The sequence below is a fragment of the Nocardia sp. NPDC005746 genome, from assembly GCF_040630785.1.
Taxonomy (GTDB): Bacteria; Actinomycetota; Actinomycetes; order Mycobacteriales; family Mycobacteriaceae; genus Nocardia.
The window spans coordinates 262,696-282,063 of the sequence record NZ_JBEXYE010000008.1 but is presented as its reverse complement, the minus strand read 5'-3'; the positions used below and the strand labels follow the sequence as shown (position 1 = coordinate 282,063).

The window sequence follows — 19,368 nt, the reverse complement described above, 5'->3', positions numbered from 1 at the left end:
GGGCGGGTCCGAGTGGAACGGAGGATCGGGATGGCCGTATGGGAGAACGAGTGGCTGATCACCTCGGACGTCGCTCACGAGGTGGCGTTCCGGGTGGATGTGCCCGAGCGGGGACGGGGCCGGTGGGTGCTCTCGTACCTGCCCACGACGCGGCGGCTGACCAGGGAACGAGCCCTGGCGGGTGTCCGGCTCGCAGAGTTGATTCTGCTCGGATTGCCCGGGCCCACAGGGGAATTCGACACGGAAGCCGCGACCCTGCACGCCGCGCTGATCGGGCTCGGCCTCACCGAGGCCATGTGCCTGCTCGCCCTGCGTGACACCGGCGGTGACGTGGAGGCGGAGCCGTGTGAGGAGGCCGAAACGCGGACGCGGCGGCCGATCGCGCGATGCCGCCCCTGGTCCCCGGGGTCCCGAGAGGCGGCGACCGGTGTCCGGAATCGGCCGGGGCGGGAGGCAATCCGATGATCATCCATATCGGCGGGCTCGGCATGTACGTGCCGTTCCCGCGCCGGATCCATGCCGGGTGGTTCGCCATCGGCTGCGCCGCGGTGCTGGCGTTCGCCGTCACGGTCATGCTCGTGGTGGCGACCAGTTGTGGGACCCGGGTCTCCACCGAGCCCGGCCCGCCGCCCACCCCGCCGCCCGTGGCGCTCGTCGAGCCGTCGACGGGCTGAGGGGTGCCCGCCGCAAACACGAGGCCCCGCACCGGATTCGGTGCGGGGCCTCGCGGATTGCCGGGTGGGGCGGCGGTCAGAACAGGGCCAGGGCGGCGATCAGGCCGGACAGGGCGACGGTCTGCAGGGCGACCCGCGCATTGAGGATGCTGTCCCACTTGTCCTGCAGCGCACGGGCATCGGTGGGGATGACGCCGGTCCGCGCGGCCGCGGTCTGCGCGGTGTTGATCGGCTTGGCGATGAGGACGTAGCAGGCCAGCCAGGTGAGGAGGGCCGCGAGCGCGAGTCCGGCGGCGACCGCGGCGGCGGTCTGCCCGGCGGCGACCGCGCAGCCGAGGGTGAGGACGGCGGTGATGACGCCGCCGGCGCCGAAGATCGGCATGCGCTTGTCGCCGTAGTAGTGGCCCCAGCCGGCGCTGATCGTCACGGTCGCGTCGTCGAGGTGGTCGCGGTAGACGGACCGGGTAATGAGGGCGACGGACCAGTCGGTTCCGTAGACGACGGCATTGGCGAGGATCGCGAGGGCGGCGAGGATCTGGCCGGTCAGGATGAACATCGGGGGCCTCTTTCGGCTTGAATCTAGCGGCGCTAGGAACTGAAGCAACGATAACAACGCTCTGGCTAGATTGTCTAGCGTTGCTAGAAACTTGTTCCCCGGTCGACCGAACGGTTTGGAAATCGGACCCCGGTGGCATGCCTCACAACAACCAAGATCACACTGTGCTGTGAAGGTGCTCACATCTGGACGGCCATCGGCGCGTCATGCACCGGTGGCCCGCATCACCCAAACAGTACGGGCGTTATGCAAAACTGCACGTCAGCGCTACTGGCAAGTAGATTCCACCGCTGCTATTAACAGGCAAATTTTGCAGGCTTAGCAAGATGCCGGTGAAAGCTAGCGGGGATTCACACTTGCAACAGGTAGACGGACATTTTTTCCTGTGCCATCGTGTGGAAGTACACCTCGCGGGCCTAGCAAGTCTGCAAATTGCCGCTCCAGCAGTGGTCGAACATCCCCCCGGGGAATTCGACCGGCGGGGCTACCGAGACCGAACGAAGAAGTGGAGTCAGAGATGTCGAAGGTCGGCACCCCGAAGACCGCTGCGGAGATCCAGCAGGATTGGGACACCAACCCCCGCTGGAAGGGCATCACCCGCAACTACACCGCCGAGCAGGTCGTGAAGCTGCAGGGCACCGTCGTCGAGGAGCACACCCTCGCCCGCCGTGGTGCCGAGATCCTGTGGGATCTCGTCAACAACGAGGACTACATCAACTCCCTGGGCGCCCTCACCGGTAACCAGGCCGTGCAGCAGGTCCGCGCGGGCCTCAAGGCCATCTACCTGTCCGGTTGGCAGGTCGCCGGTGACGCGAACCTCTCCGGCCACACCTACCCGGACCAGTCGCTGTACCCGGCCAACTCGGTTCCGGCCGTGGTGCGTCGCATCAACAACGCGCTGCTGCGCGCCGACGAGATCGCCAAGGTCGAGGGTGACACCTCGGTCGCCAACTGGCTGGCCCCGATCGTCGCCGACGCCGAGGCCGGCTTCGGTGGCGCGCTGAACGCCTACGAGCTGCAGAAGGCCATGATCGCCTCCGGCGCGGCCGGCGTGCACTGGGAGGACCAGCTGGCCTCCGAGAAGAAGTGTGGCCACCTGGGCGGCAAGGTGCTGATCCCCACCCAGCAGCACATCCGCACCCTGACCTCCGCGCGTCTGGCCGCCGACGTCGCCGACGTGCCGTCGGTGATCATCGCCCGCACCGACGCCGAGGCCGCCACCCTCATCACCTCCGATGTGGACGAGCGCGACCGCGAGTTCCTGGACGGCACCCGCACCGCCGAGGGCTTCTTCGGCACCAAGAACGGCATCGAGCCCTGCATCGCGCGTGCCAAGGCCTACGCCCCGTACGCCGACCTCATCTGGATGGAGACCGGCGTGCCGGACCTCGAGGTCGCGCGCAAGTTCGCCGAGTCGGTTCGCAGCGAGTTCCCGGACCAGTTGCTGGCCTACAACTGCTCGCCGTCCTTCAACTGGAAGGCGCACCTGGACGACGCCACCATCGCGAAGTTCCAGCGTGAGCTGGGCGCCATGGGCTTCAAGTTCCAGTTCATCACCCTGGCCGGCTTCCACTCGCTGAACTACGGCATGTTCGACCTGGCGCACGGCTACGCCCGCGAGGGCATGACCGCGTTCGTCGACCTGCAGGAGCGCGAGTTCAAGGCCGCCGCCGAGCGTGGCTTCACCGCCGTCAAGCACCAGCGTGAGGTCGGCGCCGGCTACTTCGACACCATCGCCACCACCGTCGACCCCAACACCAGCACCGCTGCGCTGAAGGGCTCGACCGAAGAGGGCCAGTTCCACTGAGCCACAACAGGTTCTGAGAACCTGTGCCCGGGGCGGTAGTCGCATCACAACCTCCGCCGCCCCGGGAACCCCGAACCCCGTCGGGAGGGATGGCAAGCCCCTCCCGGCGGGTGTTCACCCGCCCTTCCCGTCGACAGCCCCGGCGGGGAGGGCATTTTCCTATAGCGTTTTTGCACAAGACCTTAAGAAGGCGCAGGGTCGTTCAGTTATACGACGCCTTCATCCACAGCTACGACGGCCGAACTGGCGGCGTTCGATACGAGACAACTGATTTCGTAACGGTCGGGGTAACTCACCGGGTACGACCGAAATTGGTTCGGCACTCGACGCAGGCACGGATGCAGAAGTGGCAACGGCACTCAGCCGCCCGCAAAAGTTGCGGGGAGGCGGAACGGAGCGGGACGTGAGCAGCGAAAAGATTCAGCGCGTCGGCATTATCGGCGCGGGACAGATGGGCGCCGGCATCGCCGAGGTTTGCGCCCGGGCACACGTCGATGTGCTCGTCTTCGAGCAGACCCGTGAATTGGCCGCCGCCGGTCGCGCCCGCATCCTGCGGTCGCTGGACCGCGGCGTGTCCAGTGGCAAGATCACCGAGCGCGAGCGCGAGCAGGCCGCCTGGCGGCTGCGCTTCACCAGCGACCTCGGCGACTTCGCCGACCGCCAGCTGGTGGTCGAGGCCGTCGTGGAGAACGAGGACGTGAAGACCGCGATCTTCAGCGAACTCGACAAGGTCGTCACCGACCCCAACGCGGTGCTGGCCTCCAACACCTCCTCCATTCCGATCATGAAGATCGCCGTGGCGACCAACAACCCGGAGCGGGTGGTCGGCATGCACTTCTTCAACCCGGTGCCGGTACTGCCGCTCGTCGAGCTGGTCACCACCCTCAAGACCACCGAGACCGTCACCAAGCGCGCCGAGCAGTTCGCCGCCGACGTGCTGGGCAAGCAGGTCGTGCGCTCCGCCGACCGCTCCGGTTTCGTGGTCAACGCGCTGCTGGTGCCCTACCTGCTCTCGGCCATCCGGATGGTCGAATCCGGTTTCGCCACCAAGGAAGACGTCGACAAGGCCATGGTGCTGGGCTGTGCCCACCCGATGGGCCCGCTGGCGCTGACCGACCTGGTCGGCCTCGACACCGTGAAGTCCATCGCCGACTCCATGTACTCGGAGTTCAAGGAGCCGCTCTACAGCGCGCCGCCGCTGCTGATGCGCATGGTCGAGGCGGGTCTCCTCGGTAAGAAGGCCGGAGCGGGCTTCTACCAGTACAACCGCGCTTGAGATAGAAAGTCGCGCGGCGCTCGCAAGAGCGCCGCGCCTTTTTTACCCAGGTGCGCGTCGCCGGGCATGTGGCGGCGTCCACCTTCACCGGGCATAAGCTGCAAACAGGTCGATTCCGGCCCGCAGCTCGGAAGGAGTGTCCTTCTCATGGTCAACGTCGCCGACGGATTCGGGTCCAGCATTCTGGGTTACCCGCGGATCGGGCAACACCGCGAACTCAAGCGTGCACTCGAGTCGTATTGGCACGGCACGCTTTCCCGTGACGAACTGCTCGCGGTCGGGCGCGAGATTCAGGAGAGTCAGTATCTGGAGCTGGCCGCCACCGGGTTGACCCAGGTCCCCGGCAACACCTTCTCCTTCTACGACCACATTCTCGACAACGCGCTGCTCTTCGGCGCGGTCCCGCAGCGGTTCGAGCCCTTCCGGGACGGCCTGGACCCGTTGGACTTCTACTTCCTGATGGCTCGCGGCCGGCCCGATCTGCCGCCGCTCGAGCTGGTCAAGCTGCTGAACACGCCGTACCACTACCGGCAGCCGGAACTCGAGCCCGACACCGAGTTCTCACTGCACCCCGAAGCGCTGCTCGACGAATTCGACCGCGCCAAGGCCGCGGGCATCGAGCTGCGTCCGGTGGTACTCGGCCCGCTGTCGCTGCTGCTGCTGTCCAAGACCGGACACGTGCCCGGCGAGACCGAATTCGACAAGCTGGTGCTGCTCGACAAGCTGCTACCGGTGTACGAGGAACTGTTCGAGGTGCTGGCCAAGCGCGGCGCCACCTGCGTGCAGCTCGACGAGCCCTGTTTCACCAGCGACCGCTCGCCCTCCACCATGGAGCTGTTCGAGAAGACCTACCAGCGGCTGTCCAAGGCCCCGCTGCGCCCGCGCATGCTGGTCACCGGCGCGTACGGCGATTTCGGTGAGGCCACCGAAATCCTGTGCCGCACTGCGGTCGAGGCCATCGGCCTGGACCTGGCCAGCTACCGGATCCGGCCCGAGGACCTGGCCGCCATCCCCGGCATCAAGCGCAAGCGGCTCTACGCCGGCGTCATCAGCGGCACCAATGTGTGGCGCGCCGACCGGTACGTGACGCTGGAATACCTCAACGCGCTCGCCCAGGTCTGCCCCGACATGGTGGTGTCCACCGGCGCCTCGCTGCTGCACGTGCCCTACGACGTGCTGCGCGAATACGAGCTGGAGGGCAATGTCGCCGACCGTCTCGCCTTCGCCAAGCAGAAGGTGCTGGAAGTGGTCTCGCTGGCCAAGGCGCTGACCGAGGGGCCCTCGGAGAAGTGGCGCAAGAAGCCGACCTCGGTGCACTTCAAACAGAAGCACGCGGTGCGTCAGCGCGTCTACGCCGTGACCCCGCAGATGCGGGTGCGCGAACCGTACGAGACGCGAAAGCTGGCGCAGCAGGCCAAACTTCAGCTGCCGCTGGTGCCCGCCACCACGCTGGGCTCGTTCCCGCAGACCCCGACCGCCCGGCAGGCGCGTCACGACCTCGGTCAGGGCCGTTTGTCGTTCGACGAGTACCGCAAGCACATCGAAGCCGAGATCGAGTCCACCATCCGGTTGCAGGAGGACATCGGCCTGGATGTGCTGGTGCACGGCGAGCACGAGCGCAACGACATGATCCAGTTCTTCGCCGAACAGCTGGACGGCATGGCCACCACCCACTTCGGCTGGGTGCAGGTGTACGGCTCCCGCTGCGTGCGGCCACCGATCGTGTACGGCGACGTGGCCCGCCCCGAACCCATGTCGGTGTCGTGGACCGTGTACGCGCAGTCGCTCACCGACAAGCCGGTCAAGGGCATGGTCACCGGTCCGGTCACCATGCTGGCCCGCTCCTTCGTGCGTCAGGACCAGCCGCTCTACGAGACCGCCGACCAGGTGGCGCTGGCCATCCGCGACGAGGTCGTGGACCTGGAGAAGGCCGGCATCGCCATCATCCAGGTGGACGAGCCGTCCATCCGCGAGCTGCTGCCGCTGCGCAAGAAGGGGCAGGCCGAGTACCTGCGCTGGGCGGTCGGCGCGTTCAAGCTGGCCACCTCCGGGATCAAGCCCGAGACCCAGATCCACACGCACATCGGCTATTCCAGTCGCGGCGACGTGGTGGCGGCCATCGAGGAACTCGACGCCGACGTCACCGCCATCGTCGCCACCCGCTCCATCGAATGGGTGCTGGAGGCGTTGAAGGAGGACTGCGCCGAGGGCCGCGGCCTCACCCACGGCGTCGGGCCCGGCGTCTACGAATCACGGTCCGCGCGGATCCCGGACATCGACGAACTGGACGAGCTGCTCACCGCGGCCGCCGAGGCCGTCAGCCCGGAACGGCTGTGGGCCAACCCGGACGGCGGTCTCAAGACCCGCCACCACTGGCAGCTGGATCCGTCGCTGCGCAATATGGTGGCCGCCGCCCGTCGCGTCCGCCGCCGCGCGGAAGCGGCCGCGGGCGAAACCGCCTGAGGCCGTAGCGTTCTCACCCCGGACCCCGGTTCGATCCACCGATCGGACCGGGGTTCCGCGTGTTCGCCGCCGACGACCGGAAGGGCGATCGGATGCCGCCGGACCAGCAGGGGAAGTAGGTTCGCGGTCTCCCGGAATTGTCGGTGGGCCTCGCTACGGTGTGGGCGTGAACCGCACGGACCGGCTCTACGCGATCGTCGAGGAGTTGCGGGCGGTGTCGCCGCGCCTGCGCACCGCACGGGAACTCGCCGCGCGGCACGGGGTGAGCGTGCGCACGGTCGAGCGGGATATCAGCGCGCTCCAGCAGTCGGGGGTCCCCATCTACGCCGATGTGGGGCGGCGGGGCGGGTACGCGCTGGAGAAGAGCATGTCGCTGCCGCCGCTCAACTTCACCGCGGCCGAGGCGGTGGCGCTGGCCGTCGCGGTGGCGCGCGCCGACGGCGGTCCGTTCGCCGACGCGGGGCGCAGTGCGCTGCGCAAGATCCTGGCCGCCATGTCCGCCCAGAACGCCGCCGCCGCAAGGCAATTGGCGCTGCGTGTGCGGCTGCTGGAATCACCCGAGGCGGTCGCGCCCATGCCGGTGCCGCCCGAGGTGGAGCAGGCCGTGGTGGCGCGGCGGGTGCTGCGCATCGAATACCTGGATCGGGCGGGCGTGCTCAGTGAGCGCGAGGTGGAACCGGTGGCCCTGCTGCACGGCGGCCGGGGCTGGTACCTGCTGGGCTGGTGCCTGCTGCGCGACGAACCGCGCAATTTCCGGCTCGACCGGATGAAGGCGATCGAACTGACCGAGCGGATCGGGCCGGAGCGGTCCATCGAGACGTGCAGCCCGGCCGAACCGGTGCACGAGATCCGGATGATCTCGCTCGGCTAGGCCCGGGAAACACCGACGAAAGATCGGGAAACACCGACAGGGGGTTGTCGCCGGGCGGCGAGATCGTGGTGGGGCACAAGAAATCCACGACGACCGCACAGGAGACAGCCATGACCACCCCGCCCTTCAACACCGTCGCCTGGTTCCAGGTCGGCAGCGACCAGCCCGACTCGGTGAAGACCTTCTACAACGGCCTGTTCGGCTGGAACTTCGCGCAGGACCCCGACCAGGACAGCGGCTACGACCTCATCACCTACCCGGGCAACGAGATGCCCGCCGGCGGCCTCGCGCACGTCGACGACGCCTCGGCCAATCACGCCATCTTCTATGTGCTGGTCCAGGACGTCGCCGCGACCCTGGCCGCGGCCGAGAAGCAGGGCGGCAAGGTGTTCCTGCAGCCTATGACCGCCAAGAACGGCCTGGTCTTCGCCGAACTGCTCGACACCTCCGGCAACCGCTTCGGCGTCTTCAGCCCGCCGCCCGCGAACTGAGCGGCGCCGGTCCCGCCCGTCGCGCGGAGATAGCCTGTCCTGGACGTTGTTTCGAGACAGGAGTGTGGATCGTGGGCATGTTCGATCAGTTGAAGGACGCGGCGGGCAAGGCGGCGGAGCTGGCGGGTCAGCACGCCGACAAGCTGGAGCCGTTGATCGACAAGGCCGGCGACGCGCTGGACCAGCAGACCGACGGCAAGTTCGCCGGCGCGGTGGACAAGGTGCAGGACGCCGCCAAGCAGGCCCTGCGCGAGCAGTCGGGCCAGTAGCCGTCGGTGCATGACGTGCGGCGCGGGGCATTTCGCAGCGGCCGGTGCGAAATACCCCGCGGCGTCACATGGTGGCGGCGTCGATGACGAAGCGGTAGCGCACGTCGGAGGCGATCACGCGCTCGTAGGCGTCGTCGATGCGGTCGGCGGGGATGACCTCGATCTCCGCGCCGATGCCGTGCTCGGCGCAGAAGTCCAGCATCTCCTGGGTTTGCGCGATACCGCCGATCATCGAGCCGGACAGTGAGCGCCGGAAGCCGGACAGCGCCGAGGCCCGCACACTGTAGGGCTTGTCGGGCAGGCCGAGCGCCACCAGGCTGCCGTCCAGGCGCAACAGCTTGAGGTAGTCCTCGATCGGCAGGTCCGCGGACACGGTGTTGATGATCAGGTCGAAGCTGCCGCGCAGCTGCTTGAAGGTGGCGCGGTCACCGGTGGCGTAGTAGTGGTGCGCGCCGAACCGGCGGCCATCGTCCTGCTTGGACATCGAGTGGCTGAGCACGGTCACCTCCGCGCCCATGGCCGCGGCGATCTTCACGCCGATGTGCCCGAGCCCGCCCATGCCGATGATGGCGACCCGTTTGCCCGGCCCGGCGTTCCAGTGCCGCAGCGGTGAGAACAGGGTGATGCCCGCGCACAGCAGCGGCGCGGCCACATCCAGCCCGATGCCCTCGGGAATGGACAGCACGAAGCCCTCGGTCACCACGATCTGCGTGGAGTAGCCGCCCAGGGTCCGCCCGCCCGCCTGCTGTTCGGCGGGCACGGGGGAGTTGTAGGTCCAGACCGCGGCCCGGGTGCAGTACTGCTGTTCCCCGGCCACGCAGGGCTCGCACTCGCCGCACGAGTCGACCAGACAGCCCACGCCGACCCGGTCGCCGACCCGGTGCCGGGTCACTTCGGAGCCGACGGCGGCCACGATTCCGGCGATCTCGTGGCCGGGCACGCACGGGTAGGCGGTCCCACGCCATTCGTTGCGGGCGGTGTGGATGTCGGAGTGGCAGATGCCCGCGTACTTCACGTCGATCAGCACGTCGTGGGGTCCGAGTTCGCGGCGCTCGATGGCGACCTTCTCGAAGGACCCGTCCGGGGCGTTCACGGCATAGGCGGTAGCGGTGCTCATGGAGTCATGCCTACTCCCGCATCCCCCGGAGCTCAAACCTTTCGTCCGATTTCCCACCCCGGCGTGCCGCGCCGATGGGCCCGCAATCGGTCGGCATGCTGGCGGAATGGCGATTCTGCTGTCGTTCCTGTCGTTCTGCTCGACCCTGGTCGGCGGCCTGCTGGCCGTGCGGATCGGCGAGCGCAAGCGACTGGTGCTGGGGCTGGCGGCGGGAGTCATGCTCGGCGTGGTGGCCTTCGATCTGATGCCCGAGGCCCTCGAACTGGACGACAGCGAGGCGCTCGGCGTTCCGGTGCCGCTGCTGGCCGCGGTGATCGGTTTCTTCACCGTGCACGTGATCGAGCGGTCGATGGCCATCCACACCGGCCACGAGGACGAATTCGGGGCGCACCAGCACAATCACGACTTCAGTTCGCTGGGTTTGCTGGCCGCGGGCGGGCTGGTGTTCCACAGCACCCTCGACGGCCTCAGTATCGGTTTCGGTTTCCAGGCGGGCGCGGCGACGGGCGTGGCGGTGGCCATCGCGGTGATCTGCCACGACTTCGCGGACGGATTCAACACTTTCACCCTGGCCACGCTGTACGGCAATGCCCGCAAGCGTGGCCTGATCATGCTCGGGCTCGATGCCGTGGCCCCGGTGATCGGTGCGGTGATCGGTACGGTGGTCAAGGTTCCGTCCGGACTGGTCGGACTGTTCCTGGGTTATTTCGCAGGCTTCCTGCTCTACCTCGCCACGGCCGATATCCTGCCCGAGGCACACGCGGGCAAACCCGCCCGCGGACCGTTGGTATGCACACTGGCCGGTGTGCTTTTCATATTGGGCGTTGTGGCGCTGAGTCATTGAAATGCTGGTACACCGGTAGAGACGCTTGCTCGAGCCGGCGGGCGAACCGCAATCGGGAGGGTCCGTGGACAGCGACAGACGCGGTGGCGGCGGCCGGGTGTTCGCGCTGTTCGTGGTGGTCGTGCTCGGCATCACCGGATTCCTCGGCTACCGCGGTGAACTGCCCCGCTGGCCCTTCGGCGACACCTACGTCACCGCCGCTCTGACCGGCCCGCCGCTGCCTCCGCTGAACGTCACCCTGGTGGCGCGGGTCGCGGAACCGGCGCTGGTGAACATCACCGCGGGGATCCGCCCCTACGGCATGGGCGCGGCCGGGTCCGGCATCGTGCTCAGCGCCGAGGGGGAGGTGCTGACCAGTCATCACGTCATCAAAGGCGCTGACACCGTGACGGTCTCGGATGTCGGCACCGGCGCGGTCTACACCGCCACCGTGGCCGGCTACGACGCCATGGCCGACATCGCGCTGCTGGATCTGCAGGGCGCGGGCGGTCTGCCGGTCGCCCGGATCGGCAGTTCCGCCCCGCTGCACGTGGGCGACGACGTGCTGGCCATCGGCAATGCCGGCGGCACCGGATCGCCGACCGCGGTGGGCGGGCCCATCACCAATCTGGATTCGTCCATCGTGGCGCGTAATTCGGCCGACCTGACGCGGAAGTCGTTGCGCGGCATGATCGAGGTCGCGGCCGCGGTCGCCGCCGGGCAGTCCGGCGGCGCGCTGGTGGACCGCTACGGCTCGGTGATCGGGGTCGTCACCGCCGCCTCCGGCGAGGCGGCGAAGGCGGTGGGCAAGGGGCCCAACGGCTACGCGGTCCCCATCGACACCGCCATGGGCGTGGTCCGCCAGATCCGTTCCGGCACATCGACCGACACCGTGCACATCGGCCCCACCGCCACGCTCGGCATCCTCACCTCCGACGCGCAGCCGTCCGCGCAGTCGGGGGCGCCGGCGGGCGCGCGCATCGACGTCGCCATCTACGGACTGCCCGCCTACGAGGCCGGGCTCGCCGACGGAGAGGTCATCACCGCCCTCGACGACCGGCCCATCACGGGCTCACAAATGCTGAAAGCCGCACTCAACGCCCATAAACCGGACGATGTGGTGCGGCTCGAGATCAGCGAACCGGGTGGGGCGCGCCGGACGGTGAGCGTGTCCCTCACCGTCGGCCCGCCGAACTAGTCCCGGCCGATCAGAACTTGCTGTTCCAGTACGACTGGAACTGGACGTACACGATCAGGATGACCACCGCGTAGAACACGGCGACCAGCGTCCACCGCCACTCCGCGATGATCTGCGCGACGCCGCGGGACCGGCCGAACAGCAGTTCGGTCACGATGGCGAACATGGCCGGGGTCACCGCCCACACCACCATGCACCACGGGCACAGCGCGTGGATCTGGAAAGTGGCGTCCCAGACCAGCCAGCCGATGGCCGCCACGCCCGCCAGCAGACCGGCCCACATGCCGCCGACGAACCAGCGCGGCAACGAGATTCCGCAGACCAGCAGCACTCCGATGGTCACGAACACCGAGAAACCCACCACGCCGATGATCGGATTGGGGAATCCGAACAGCGACGCGGTCTTGTCCGCCATCACCGTGGAGCACGACAGCGTCGAGTCGATGGTGCACAACGGCCGATAGCCGGGTTCGGTCAGCGACTTGAACTTCTCGACCAGCAGCGTGACCGAGGCCCCCCAGCCGATCAGCGCGGCCAGCAGCAGCGGCCACGCCGATCGGGGTCCAGCGGAGATCATCACTTGCTCGCGTTCTCGATCACCGAGGTCATGCCGCCGGACGACATGAGGGCCTGGCTGTCGGACACCGGGGTGCCGTTCACGTACACCGTCGGAGTGGACTTCACGCCGGTGGCGAAGACCTTGTCGGTCTGCTGCTGCACCCAGGTGGTGTACTTGCCGTCCTTGATGGCCTGGGCCACGGCCGGATCGGTGTACCCGGAGTCCTTGGCGATCTTGATGAGCTGGTCGTCGCTCATGCCGTTGCCGCCCTCCTTGGGCTGGTGCTCGTACATGGCGGACAGCCAGGCCTGGAACTTCGACGGGTCGGCCTCGTACATCACGTAGGCGGCCGCCGCCCCGCGGGTGGAGTACTGATTGCCGTTGGAGGCGCGGTCGAGGAAGGTGATGATGTTGTAGTCCACCACCGCCTGGCCGCTCTGGACCGCCTTGACCAGCGCGTCGGCATTGGCCTTCTCGAACATGTTGCACGCGGGGCACTGCACGTCGGCGACCACGCGCACGGACACCTTCTGCTTGCCCGCGGGCGCGGTGGCGGCGGCGTTGTCGATCCGGATCGCGCCCTCGGGGGTGAGATTCGGCGGCACCAGCGCGGCCTGCTCGGCATTCCAGTGGAACGTGTTCGAGCCCTCGGCGGCCTTGTCGTCGTTGTGCTTGCGCGTCGCCAAGGTGATGCCGATGCCGGCGATCAGGCCGAGTAGGACGACGGCCACCGCCACTTGAATGAGGATCCTGCGGTTGCGGTCGGCCTTGGCCGCCTGCGCCAGCGGATTCCGACCCGGTTTGTTGCTCACCTCTGCGCTCACCACACCTTCCGTAGTCACGACATGTGCGGGCCCATCTTCACCCGCGAACCTGAGAGAAACCAGCAAGCGGGCGTGCGGGGGACGGGGATCACGCCCGCGCGAGGCGTTTCTTCTGCTCCTCGATATCGAAGCCGGCGGGCGGCCAGTCGAGTTTCAGGCCCTGCAGGGCGTCGATCAGCAGTTCGGTGACGGCCAGGCGGGCGTACCACTTGGAGTCGCAGGGCAGCACGTACCAGGGGGCGTAGTCGGTGTTGGTGCGGTCCAGGACCGCCTGGTACGCCTCTTGGTACTGCGGCCAGTAGCCACGCTCGTCGATGTCGGCGGGGTTGAACTTCCAGTACTTGTCGGGGCGGTCCAGCCGCTGCATGAGCCGCTTCTTCTGCTCGTCGAGGGAGATGAACATGGCGACCTTCACCACGGTGGTGCCGTCGTCGACCAGTTTGCGCTCGAACTTGTTGATCTCGTCGTAGCGCTTGCCCCACACCTCCGGCGGGACCAGCTCGTGCACCCGCACCACCAGCACGTCCTCGTAGTGCGAGCGGTCGAACACCCCGAGCTGCCCGCCGCGCGGCAGCTGCTTGCGGATCCGCCACAGGTAGTGGTGTTTGCGCTCCTCGGCGGTCGGCACCCCGAAGGCCGCGTGGTCCACGCCCTGCGGGTCGACCGAGCCGATCACGTGCCGGACGATGCCGCCCTTGCCCGCGGTGTCCATGCCCTGCAGCACCAGCAGCACACTGCGGGTGTCGCCGGAGCGGCCGTTGGCGTAGAGCTTCTCCTGCAGATCCGACAGCACCGCGCGGCGCTCCTCGAGCAGGGCCTCACCGGCACGCTTGTCGCCCTTGAAGCCCGGAGTCGCGGACGGATTCAGGTCCGCGACCGAGATGCCGTCGGCGCGTAGCGCCTTGGTGACCGGTTTGGACCAGGATGTCGCCTTCGCCATTCGTCATGCGTAGCACGCGGCGTGGTTCCCCGCAGGCAACCGCGCCGAATCAGACCCGGGCCAGGTGCACCAGCTGGGCGGCCAGTTCCTCGTCGGTCACCGGGGTCAGCGTGAGATCGGCGGCCGTGGTGAGCAGGTAGCGGCCGTCGCCGGAGAAGTCGAGCCAGGTGCGATGCCGGGTCGGCGGCGAGAGCGGATTCGCCGGTTCCACCGAGACGGTGATGAAGCCGCGGCCGTCCACGGGCTCGCGCAGCTTGCGGCGGAAGCGATCCGCTTCCTCCCCGGCTCCGGCGGCGTCGGGATACAGCACGGCCTGCTGGGGTTCCCGCAGCGTTTCCAGCCGTCCGGGCGGCGCGGATCCGATGATCTCCACCAGTTCCCGGCCCAGATGCTCGGCCGGACACAGGGATACGGTCACCGCGTCCGGCATCGAGACCAGGATCCCGGCCCGCTGCTGGCCCACCGCCGCGAACGCGAGAATGCGCCGGGCGCCGGGCAGGGCGGTGCGTTCGCCGTAGAGGGTGACCGTCGTGGTGTCGGTGCGGGCGCACAGCGCCAGGGCGGCGGCCAGGTCCGGATCGGTGCGACGCAGGTGGCGCGGCATCGGCGCGCCCAGCGCCAGTGGGCCGAATCGCGATGCGCCGCCGGCGTTCTCGGTTGGCGCGGGGCTCGTGTCGAGCGGGTAGGGACGGCGTTCCAGATCGGTTTCGCGGGTCCAGATGATCGCGAACTCGTCCGGGGTCAGGATCCATTTCACGTGGCCGACCCCCTTTCTCGGTAACCACCTCCGTCCCGCCCGCGACCCTACCGGAGAGATTCTGCGGGTGCTGGCCGTCACGCTCGAGCGCAGTTCGTGACCTGTCGCATTCGGGCGGAGGATTTCTATCGGACCGGCGGTCCCGCGAACGGCAGCACGACCGTGCAGGACACCGGCCGAGCGTGTTCGGGATCGAGGGCATTGAGAACCACCCGCACCGCCACCGGATCGGCGGGCAGTTCGAAGTGCTCGGTGTAGTCGGTCGCGCACAGGTCCTGCAGCACCACATTGTCGACGTTCGGGCCGTCGAGCAGGCCGGTGGTCCAGGGGGTGGCGATCTCGTCGTAGCGGGACACGACCGTGGTGAACCGGATCGCCGGGGCGATGGCCGGGTCCGGGTTCAGGTCCACCGCGACCCGTGAACCGGGCGACAGCTGGCAGGGGCCGCACTGCGCCGCCAATTCCATTCCGGGTGCCGTGGATTCGAGCAGCGGTTGCAGATCAGCCAGACCGCTGACCGTCGAGCCGTGCAGTGGCGCGGCGAGCGCCACGTAGTGGTCGATCTTCGGAGCCGCGCCGAGGTGGTTCAGGGCGTAGAAGGGGACCGCGCCGCCCATCGAATGGCCGACGAGATCGACCTTGTCCGAACCGGTTTCGGCGCGTACCCGGTCGATGAAGTCGGAGATCTGCCGGGCGCTGGTCTCGACCGGCGTCACCGCGCCCATGATCGGTCCGAGCGCGCCCGTGCCGTAGGTCGTGGTGAATACGCAGTACCCGGCGTTCACGAGCACCGGCGAGAGGGTGTTCCAGCCGACGGTGTCATTGCCCAATCCGTGCAGCAGGACGACCGGATTCGGGTGCGCCGCGGTCGGTGCGCAGGACCAGTCGTTCGCGCCGGGCGGCGGCTGCCCCGGCGCGGTGAGCTCGGCGGCCAGCCCGCCGAAATAGCTGTAGGACGGATCGGGTTGGTCGGCGGCGGCCGTGCCCGGGAGGGCGGCGGCGCACAGGCCCGCGGTGAACAAGGCGGCGAGGCTGAGACGGCCGGTGGCCGATCGCGACATGGGTGCTCCCGGTGTTCGTGGCGGTCGTACGCCCGGCGCCCCCAGCGCGCCGGGCATGACCGACCGGTCGGTCATAGACTAGCCCGCGATGTACCCTCGGGGAAAGCCTCGGCCCAGGAAAGGATTTCGGCCATGCCACGACCAGCGGAACCCGGCCGCAACGCCCTGCTCGACGCGGGGTCCGACGTGGCCGCCCGCGCGGGCCTGGCCGGACTGTCCGTGAACGCCGTCGTGCGGGCGGCGGGGATGGCGAAAGGCACCTTCTACCACCACTTCCCGGACCGCCGCAGCTACGTGGTGGCTCTGCATCGCCGCTACCATGACGAGCTGACCACCCTGGTCCTCGCCGCCATCGGCGACCTGGAGCCGGGTCCGGCTCGTCTCCACGCCGGCCTCGCCGCGTACCTGGACGCCTGCCTCGCGACTCGTGGCACGAAAGCCTTCCTGGCTCAATCCCGTACCGACGCCGACCTGCTCGACGAGGTGACGGCCCGCAATCACCTCGTGGCCGTCATGATCGCCCCCGATATCGAAGCGCTGGGCTGGGGAAACCCACCCGCGGTGGCGCACCTGGTGATCGCCATGGTCGCCGAAATCGCACTGGCCGAACTGTATTCCGGCGCGGCCCGCCCCGACCTCCGCGCCGCGCTCACCGCACTGATCGACCGCGTCCCGGGCTGACCCGGCTCACCGCTCGCTGTCGGCGAGGCCCGTCACGGCCGCATCGAATCCGTCGGTGGCCGCTCGAATCGCCATGGCCCGCACCGTCTCCGGGGCCGTGCCCGCCAGGACGGCTCGGCGGATCTCGGCGTGCAGTGCGCGATCGAGGCCCGCGAGAGCGGCCGCGACGAGCCGCGGAACGGGGTCGTCCGTCTCGGCGCCGGCGGCCTCGGCCAGCGCCTCGGCGAGCGCGTTCTCCGTCTGCTCGCCGAGCCGCCGCAAGCGTGCTTGCAGTGCCGGGCTGTCGTCGATCAGCTGCCAGAAGGTGGTGGCGGCGGGCGCGAGGCCGAGCGTCGGATCGTCGCGGCCCACCCGGTCGAGGAAGGAACGCCGCACCGCCGCCGCGGCCGACTCGCCCGGTTCGCGATCCCGTACCGCCGCGGCGAGCCGGTCCACGACCTCGTCCTGACGGTCGAAGAACAGGTCCTCCTTGGTCGGGAAGTAGTTGAACGCGGTATTGACCGACACGTTCGCCGCCCGCGCGACCTCCGCCACGGTGACCTTGTCGAACCCTTTCTCCGCGAACAGCGCCATGGCCGCGTCGGCCAGTGCGGTCCGGGTGGCGCGCTTCTTCTCCTCGCGCAGTGCCAACGATCGCTCCTTCCGGTCGCGGCCAGTATAGGTGTGACACTAAAAATGGTGTGACACCAAAATTAGCGGTACGGTCGGAGCCATGACGCTCAGATTCGGCATCTACGCGGGCGGGCTCGGCGGTGACCAGTACGGCAATATCACCCCCGGACCGCCGGAACGGGCCGACCGCATCGCGGCCGCCCTCGACGAACTACACGGCGAGCACCCATTCGTGGTGCGCGGATACGTCCTGTACAGCGACGCGCGCGGTGGATTCCAGGAGGCCCCGCCGCGGCCGTGGCAGTACGCCGGGGCACATCGAACCCTCGATTTGGTGGTGTGTTTCCACGAGCCCGGCGACACCTTGACCGGCTGGCTCGCGTTCCTGCGCCAGCAGATTCGCGAGCACGGTCCGGTGCTGTCCTCGCTGCAGATCGCACAGGAGCCCAACCACGCCGGCCCCGGCGGCAACGGCGACTTTCCACAGGTCCGGCGGGCCGTGGTCGAAGGAGTGCTGGCTGCTCGGGCCGAGGTGGATCGACTCGGCCTCGCGGTGCGCATCGGCTGCAACGCGGCACCGGCCTTCGATCCGGGGCAGCAGTACTGGACGGACCTCGGCCGCCTGGGCGGGCGCGAATTCGCCGACGCGCTCGACTATGTCGGGCTGGACTTCTTCCCCGACGTCTTCCGGCCGCTACCGGCCTCGGAGCTGGAAGCCGCTGCCACGGCGGTGATGACGGGCTTCCGGCGCGACAGCCTCGCCACCGCGGGCATACCCGCCACGACACCCATCCACATCAGCGAAAACGGCTGGGCCACCGGGCCGGGACGGTCCTGCGCGCGGCAGGCCGAGGTGCTCGAGACCATGGTCGAACTCGTCGACGGCCTGGCCGACGAGCTCGGCATCACCACCTACGAGCACTTCGGCCTCCGTGATTCGTACAGCGATCAGGGCGATATGAACCTCGAATTCGGGCTCCTGCGTTCGGATTACACGCCGAAGCCCGCCTTCGAGAAATATCGCGAGCTGATCGCGAAGTACAGCGCCCCGGCGTGACCGCCGAGTCTGGTCAGGCGGGAGTGACCTCGATGGTGATGTCGGCGGCGCGCAGCCGCTCGGTCAGCGCGTCACCCATGGCCGAGGCGGGGGTGAGGATGCCCGCCAGCTCCGGCAGGTCGTCGAAGGCCAGGCAGAGTCCGGCCTGGCCGAGCATCACCGCGGTGGCCTGGTAACCCGGGTCGCCCTTACCGGCGAAGGTGCACTTGTACTTCGCGCCGGAGGTGGTGTGAGCGAAGGTTCGCATGGTGAACCAGCCGTTGCGCCGGGCCTTCTCGTCCGGTCCGGTGCCCGGTGCGGGCACGATGCGGTCGATCAGCTTGCGGCCCAGCGGCACTCGCGACAGCACCGCACCGGTCGCCATGGTGGCGACGATGCCGCCCGCGATACCGGCGGCTACCAGGGGAGAGGCGGCCGACGATCCGGCGCTCATGACCTCCTTGTAGCGGAAGTTCTTGCCGTAGGGCCAGCCCAGCAGACCGTTCGAGCGGCGCACGATCTTGGTGTTGTGCGCGCCCATGATGAAGGTCGCCACCCAGCCGTCCAGGCTCGGATCGATGTCCGAGGCTCGCGAGAGGGCCTGGTCGGACTGACGGCCGACATCGGGGTCCATCGACTTGTCGGGGCTCAGCGAGTAGGGGTGCGCCATGACCGATGCTTTGGCGGGCTCCTCGGCGACCGCCTCGACGAGCGCACGGATCGAGTCGATGGTGCCACCGCTCATCCCGCCCTTGAGGAAGGCCACCAGGGTGACGTCGGTGAGCTCGCCCGTGTTGTCGGCGACACTGCGCTTGTACAGCTGGTACACGCTCAGATCCGACGGAATCGAGTCGAAGCCGCAGGAATTCACGATCTTCGCGCCGGTCTCGGCGGCCTTGTCGCCGAACCGGTCGATGCAGTCGCGGATGAACAGCGCCTCACCGGTGAGATCGGCGTAGTGCGTGCCGTTCTCCGCGCACGCCTGGACCAATGGGAAGCCGTAGCGCAGGTACGGACCCACGGTGGTGACGACCACCTTGGTCCGCGCCGCCAGCGCGTTCAAGCTCTCCCGATCCGTCGAATCCGCCTGCACCAGCGGCCATTCGGCGGCGAGCGGGCCGAGTTCCGCGCGAACGGCGGCCAGCTTCTCCAGCGAGCGGCCCGCCAGCGCGATGCGCGCGCCCGCGGGCGCCGCCTCCACGAGATAGTGCGCGGTCAGCTTGCCCACGAAGCCGGTCGCCCCGAATAACGCGATGTCGAATTCCCTTGCGGCCACAGGTCTCACCAATCCGTTTCGTTGGTTCGGGGGCGAAGGCCGGCCGCGGAGGCGGCGGCCCGAGCCCCGCGAGTCGG

Annotated in this window: 21 protein-coding genes; 12 read left to right on the top strand and 9 right to left on the bottom strand. The window is 68.6% G+C overall.

The window, feature by feature from the left end; all coding sequences use genetic code 11:
* Window positions 1–30 precede the first annotated feature (30 nt).
* Both ABZ412_RS18015 and ABZ412_RS18010 read left to right on the top strand, forming a co-directional pair.
* Entirely contained in the window at window positions 31–465 is a 435-nt protein-coding gene (locus ABZ412_RS18015) for a hypothetical protein (protein WP_357281960.1), read from the top strand.
* A complete protein-coding gene (locus ABZ412_RS18010) occupies window positions 462–674 on the top strand; it encodes a hypothetical protein (RefSeq protein ID WP_357281958.1) in 213 nt (70 codons plus the stop codon). Before ABZ412_RS18015 ends, ABZ412_RS18010 begins: the two co-directional genes overlap by 4 nt.
* Before the next feature lie 76 nt (window positions 675–750).
* Here ABZ412_RS18010 and ABZ412_RS18005 read toward each other — a convergent pair whose 3' ends face one another.
* Entirely contained in the window at window positions 751–1,230 is a 480-nt protein-coding gene (locus ABZ412_RS18005; protein ID WP_357281957.1) for a DUF1772 domain-containing protein, read from the bottom strand.
* A gap of 517 nt (window positions 1,231–1,747) precedes the next feature.
* Here ABZ412_RS18005 and aceA point away from each other — a divergent pair.
* The 6 genes from aceA to ABZ412_RS17975 all read left to right on the top strand — a co-directional run bounded on the left by aceA (window position 1,748) and on the right by ABZ412_RS17975 (window position 8,407).
* Window positions 1,748–3,037 (top strand): isocitrate lyase, encoded by a 1,290-nt coding sequence (gene aceA, locus ABZ412_RS18000; RefSeq protein WP_357281955.1) that lies wholly within the window; start codon window positions 1,748–1,750, stop codon window positions 3,035–3,037.
* A 403-nt stretch (window positions 3,038–3,440) separates the two neighbouring features.
* On the top strand, window positions 3,441–4,313 hold the full coding sequence (locus tag ABZ412_RS17995) for a 3-hydroxybutyryl-CoA dehydrogenase (protein WP_357281953.1): 873 nt from the start codon (window positions 3,441–3,443) through the stop codon (window positions 4,311–4,313).
* A 147-nt stretch (window positions 4,314–4,460) separates the two neighbouring features.
* The gene (metE, locus tag ABZ412_RS17990; RefSeq protein ID WP_357281952.1) at window positions 4,461–6,776 is read left to right on the top strand and encodes a 5-methyltetrahydropteroyltriglutamate--homocysteine S-methyltransferase; all 2,316 of its coding nucleotides are present in this window, start codon (window positions 4,461–4,463) and stop codon (window positions 6,774–6,776) included.
* A gap of 166 nt (window positions 6,777–6,942) precedes the next feature.
* A complete protein-coding gene (locus ABZ412_RS17985; RefSeq protein ID WP_357281950.1) occupies window positions 6,943–7,647 on the top strand; it encodes a WYL domain-containing protein in 705 nt (234 codons plus the stop codon).
* Between the two features lie 110 nt (window positions 7,648–7,757).
* The gene (locus ABZ412_RS17980; RefSeq protein WP_357281949.1) at window positions 7,758–8,138 is read left to right on the top strand and encodes a VOC family protein; all 381 of its coding nucleotides are present in this window, start codon (window positions 7,758–7,760) and stop codon (window positions 8,136–8,138) included.
* 77 nt (window positions 8,139–8,215) lie between these two features.
* Entirely contained in the window at window positions 8,216–8,407 is a 192-nt protein-coding gene (locus ABZ412_RS17975; protein WP_357281948.1) for an antitoxin, read from the top strand.
* A 64-nt stretch (window positions 8,408–8,471) separates the two neighbouring features.
* On the opposite strand, the gene ABZ412_RS17970 is transcribed toward ABZ412_RS17975, so the two are convergent.
* Complete coding sequence (locus ABZ412_RS17970; protein ID WP_357281947.1) at window positions 8,472–9,524, bottom strand: NAD(P)-dependent alcohol dehydrogenase; 1,053 nt, start codon at window positions 9,522–9,524, stop codon at window positions 8,472–8,474.
* A gap of 106 nt (window positions 9,525–9,630) precedes the next feature.
* Between ABZ412_RS17970 and ABZ412_RS17965 the strand changes: the two genes are divergently transcribed.
* Both ABZ412_RS17965 and ABZ412_RS17960 read left to right on the top strand, forming a co-directional pair.
* Window positions 9,631–10,368: a ZIP family metal transporter gene (locus ABZ412_RS17965; protein ID WP_357281945.1), complete on the top strand. Its 738-nt coding sequence runs from the start codon at window positions 9,631–9,633 to the stop codon at window positions 10,366–10,368.
* Window positions 10,369–10,432: 64 nt separating this feature from the next.
* On the top strand, window positions 10,433–11,545 hold the full coding sequence (locus ABZ412_RS17960; protein WP_357281944.1) for a trypsin-like peptidase domain-containing protein: 1,113 nt from the start codon (window positions 10,433–10,435) through the stop codon (window positions 11,543–11,545).
* Between the two features lie 10 nt (window positions 11,546–11,555).
* Here ABZ412_RS17960 and ABZ412_RS17955 read toward each other — a convergent pair whose 3' ends face one another.
* The 5 genes from ABZ412_RS17955 to ABZ412_RS17935 all read right to left on the bottom strand — a co-directional run bounded on the left by ABZ412_RS17955 (window position 11,556) and on the right by ABZ412_RS17935 (window position 15,686).
* The gene (locus tag ABZ412_RS17955; RefSeq protein WP_357281942.1) at window positions 11,556–12,122 is read right to left on the bottom strand and encodes a vitamin K epoxide reductase family protein; all 567 of its coding nucleotides are present in this window, start codon (window positions 12,120–12,122) and stop codon (window positions 11,556–11,558) included.
* Window positions 12,122–12,928, bottom strand: coding sequence for a thioredoxin domain-containing protein (locus ABZ412_RS17950; protein ID WP_357281940.1), 807 nt, complete (start codon window positions 12,926–12,928; stop codon window positions 12,122–12,124). The genes ABZ412_RS17955 and ABZ412_RS17950 overlap by 1 nt, the downstream gene beginning before the upstream one ends.
* An 88-nt stretch (window positions 12,929–13,016) precedes the next feature.
* Window positions 13,017–13,868: a polyphosphate kinase 2 family protein gene (locus ABZ412_RS17945; protein WP_357281938.1), complete on the bottom strand. Its 852-nt coding sequence runs from the start codon at window positions 13,866–13,868 to the stop codon at window positions 13,017–13,019.
* Between the two features lie 49 nt (window positions 13,869–13,917).
* Window positions 13,918–14,625 carry an ESX secretion-associated protein EspG gene (locus ABZ412_RS17940; protein WP_357281937.1) on the bottom strand — a complete coding sequence of 236 codons (708 nt, stop codon included), beginning with the start codon at window positions 14,623–14,625 and terminating at the stop codon, window positions 13,918–13,920.
* A 125-nt stretch (window positions 14,626–14,750) separates the two neighbouring features.
* Entirely contained in the window at window positions 14,751–15,686 is a 936-nt protein-coding gene (locus ABZ412_RS17935) for an alpha/beta fold hydrolase (RefSeq protein ID WP_357281935.1), read from the bottom strand.
* 132 nt (window positions 15,687–15,818) lie between these two features.
* On the opposite strand from ABZ412_RS17935, the gene ABZ412_RS17930 reads away from it, so the two are divergent.
* Window positions 15,819–16,367 carry a TetR/AcrR family transcriptional regulator gene (locus tag ABZ412_RS17930; protein WP_357281934.1) on the top strand — a complete coding sequence of 183 codons (549 nt, stop codon included), beginning with the start codon at window positions 15,819–15,821 and terminating at the stop codon, window positions 16,365–16,367.
* Window positions 16,368–16,373: 6 nt separating this feature from the next.
* Here the strand turns inward: ABZ412_RS17930 and ABZ412_RS17925 are convergent, their stop codons facing one another.
* Entirely contained in the window at window positions 16,374–16,997 is a 624-nt protein-coding gene (locus tag ABZ412_RS17925; protein ID WP_357281933.1) for a TetR family transcriptional regulator, read from the bottom strand.
* Between the two features lie 82 nt (window positions 16,998–17,079).
* Here ABZ412_RS17925 and ABZ412_RS17920 point away from each other — a divergent pair, with 82 nt between their 5' ends.
* Window positions 17,080–18,036 carry a hypothetical protein gene (locus ABZ412_RS17920; protein WP_357281931.1) on the top strand — a complete coding sequence of 319 codons (957 nt, stop codon included), beginning with the start codon at window positions 17,080–17,082 and terminating at the stop codon, window positions 18,034–18,036.
* A 13-nt stretch (window positions 18,037–18,049) separates the two neighbouring features.
* Here ABZ412_RS17920 and ABZ412_RS17915 read toward each other — a convergent pair whose 3' ends face one another.
* Window positions 18,050–19,291, bottom strand: coding sequence for a saccharopine dehydrogenase NADP-binding domain-containing protein (locus tag ABZ412_RS17915; protein ID WP_357281930.1), 1,242 nt, complete (start codon window positions 19,289–19,291; stop codon window positions 18,050–18,052).
* Window positions 19,292–19,368 lie beyond the last annotated feature (77 nt).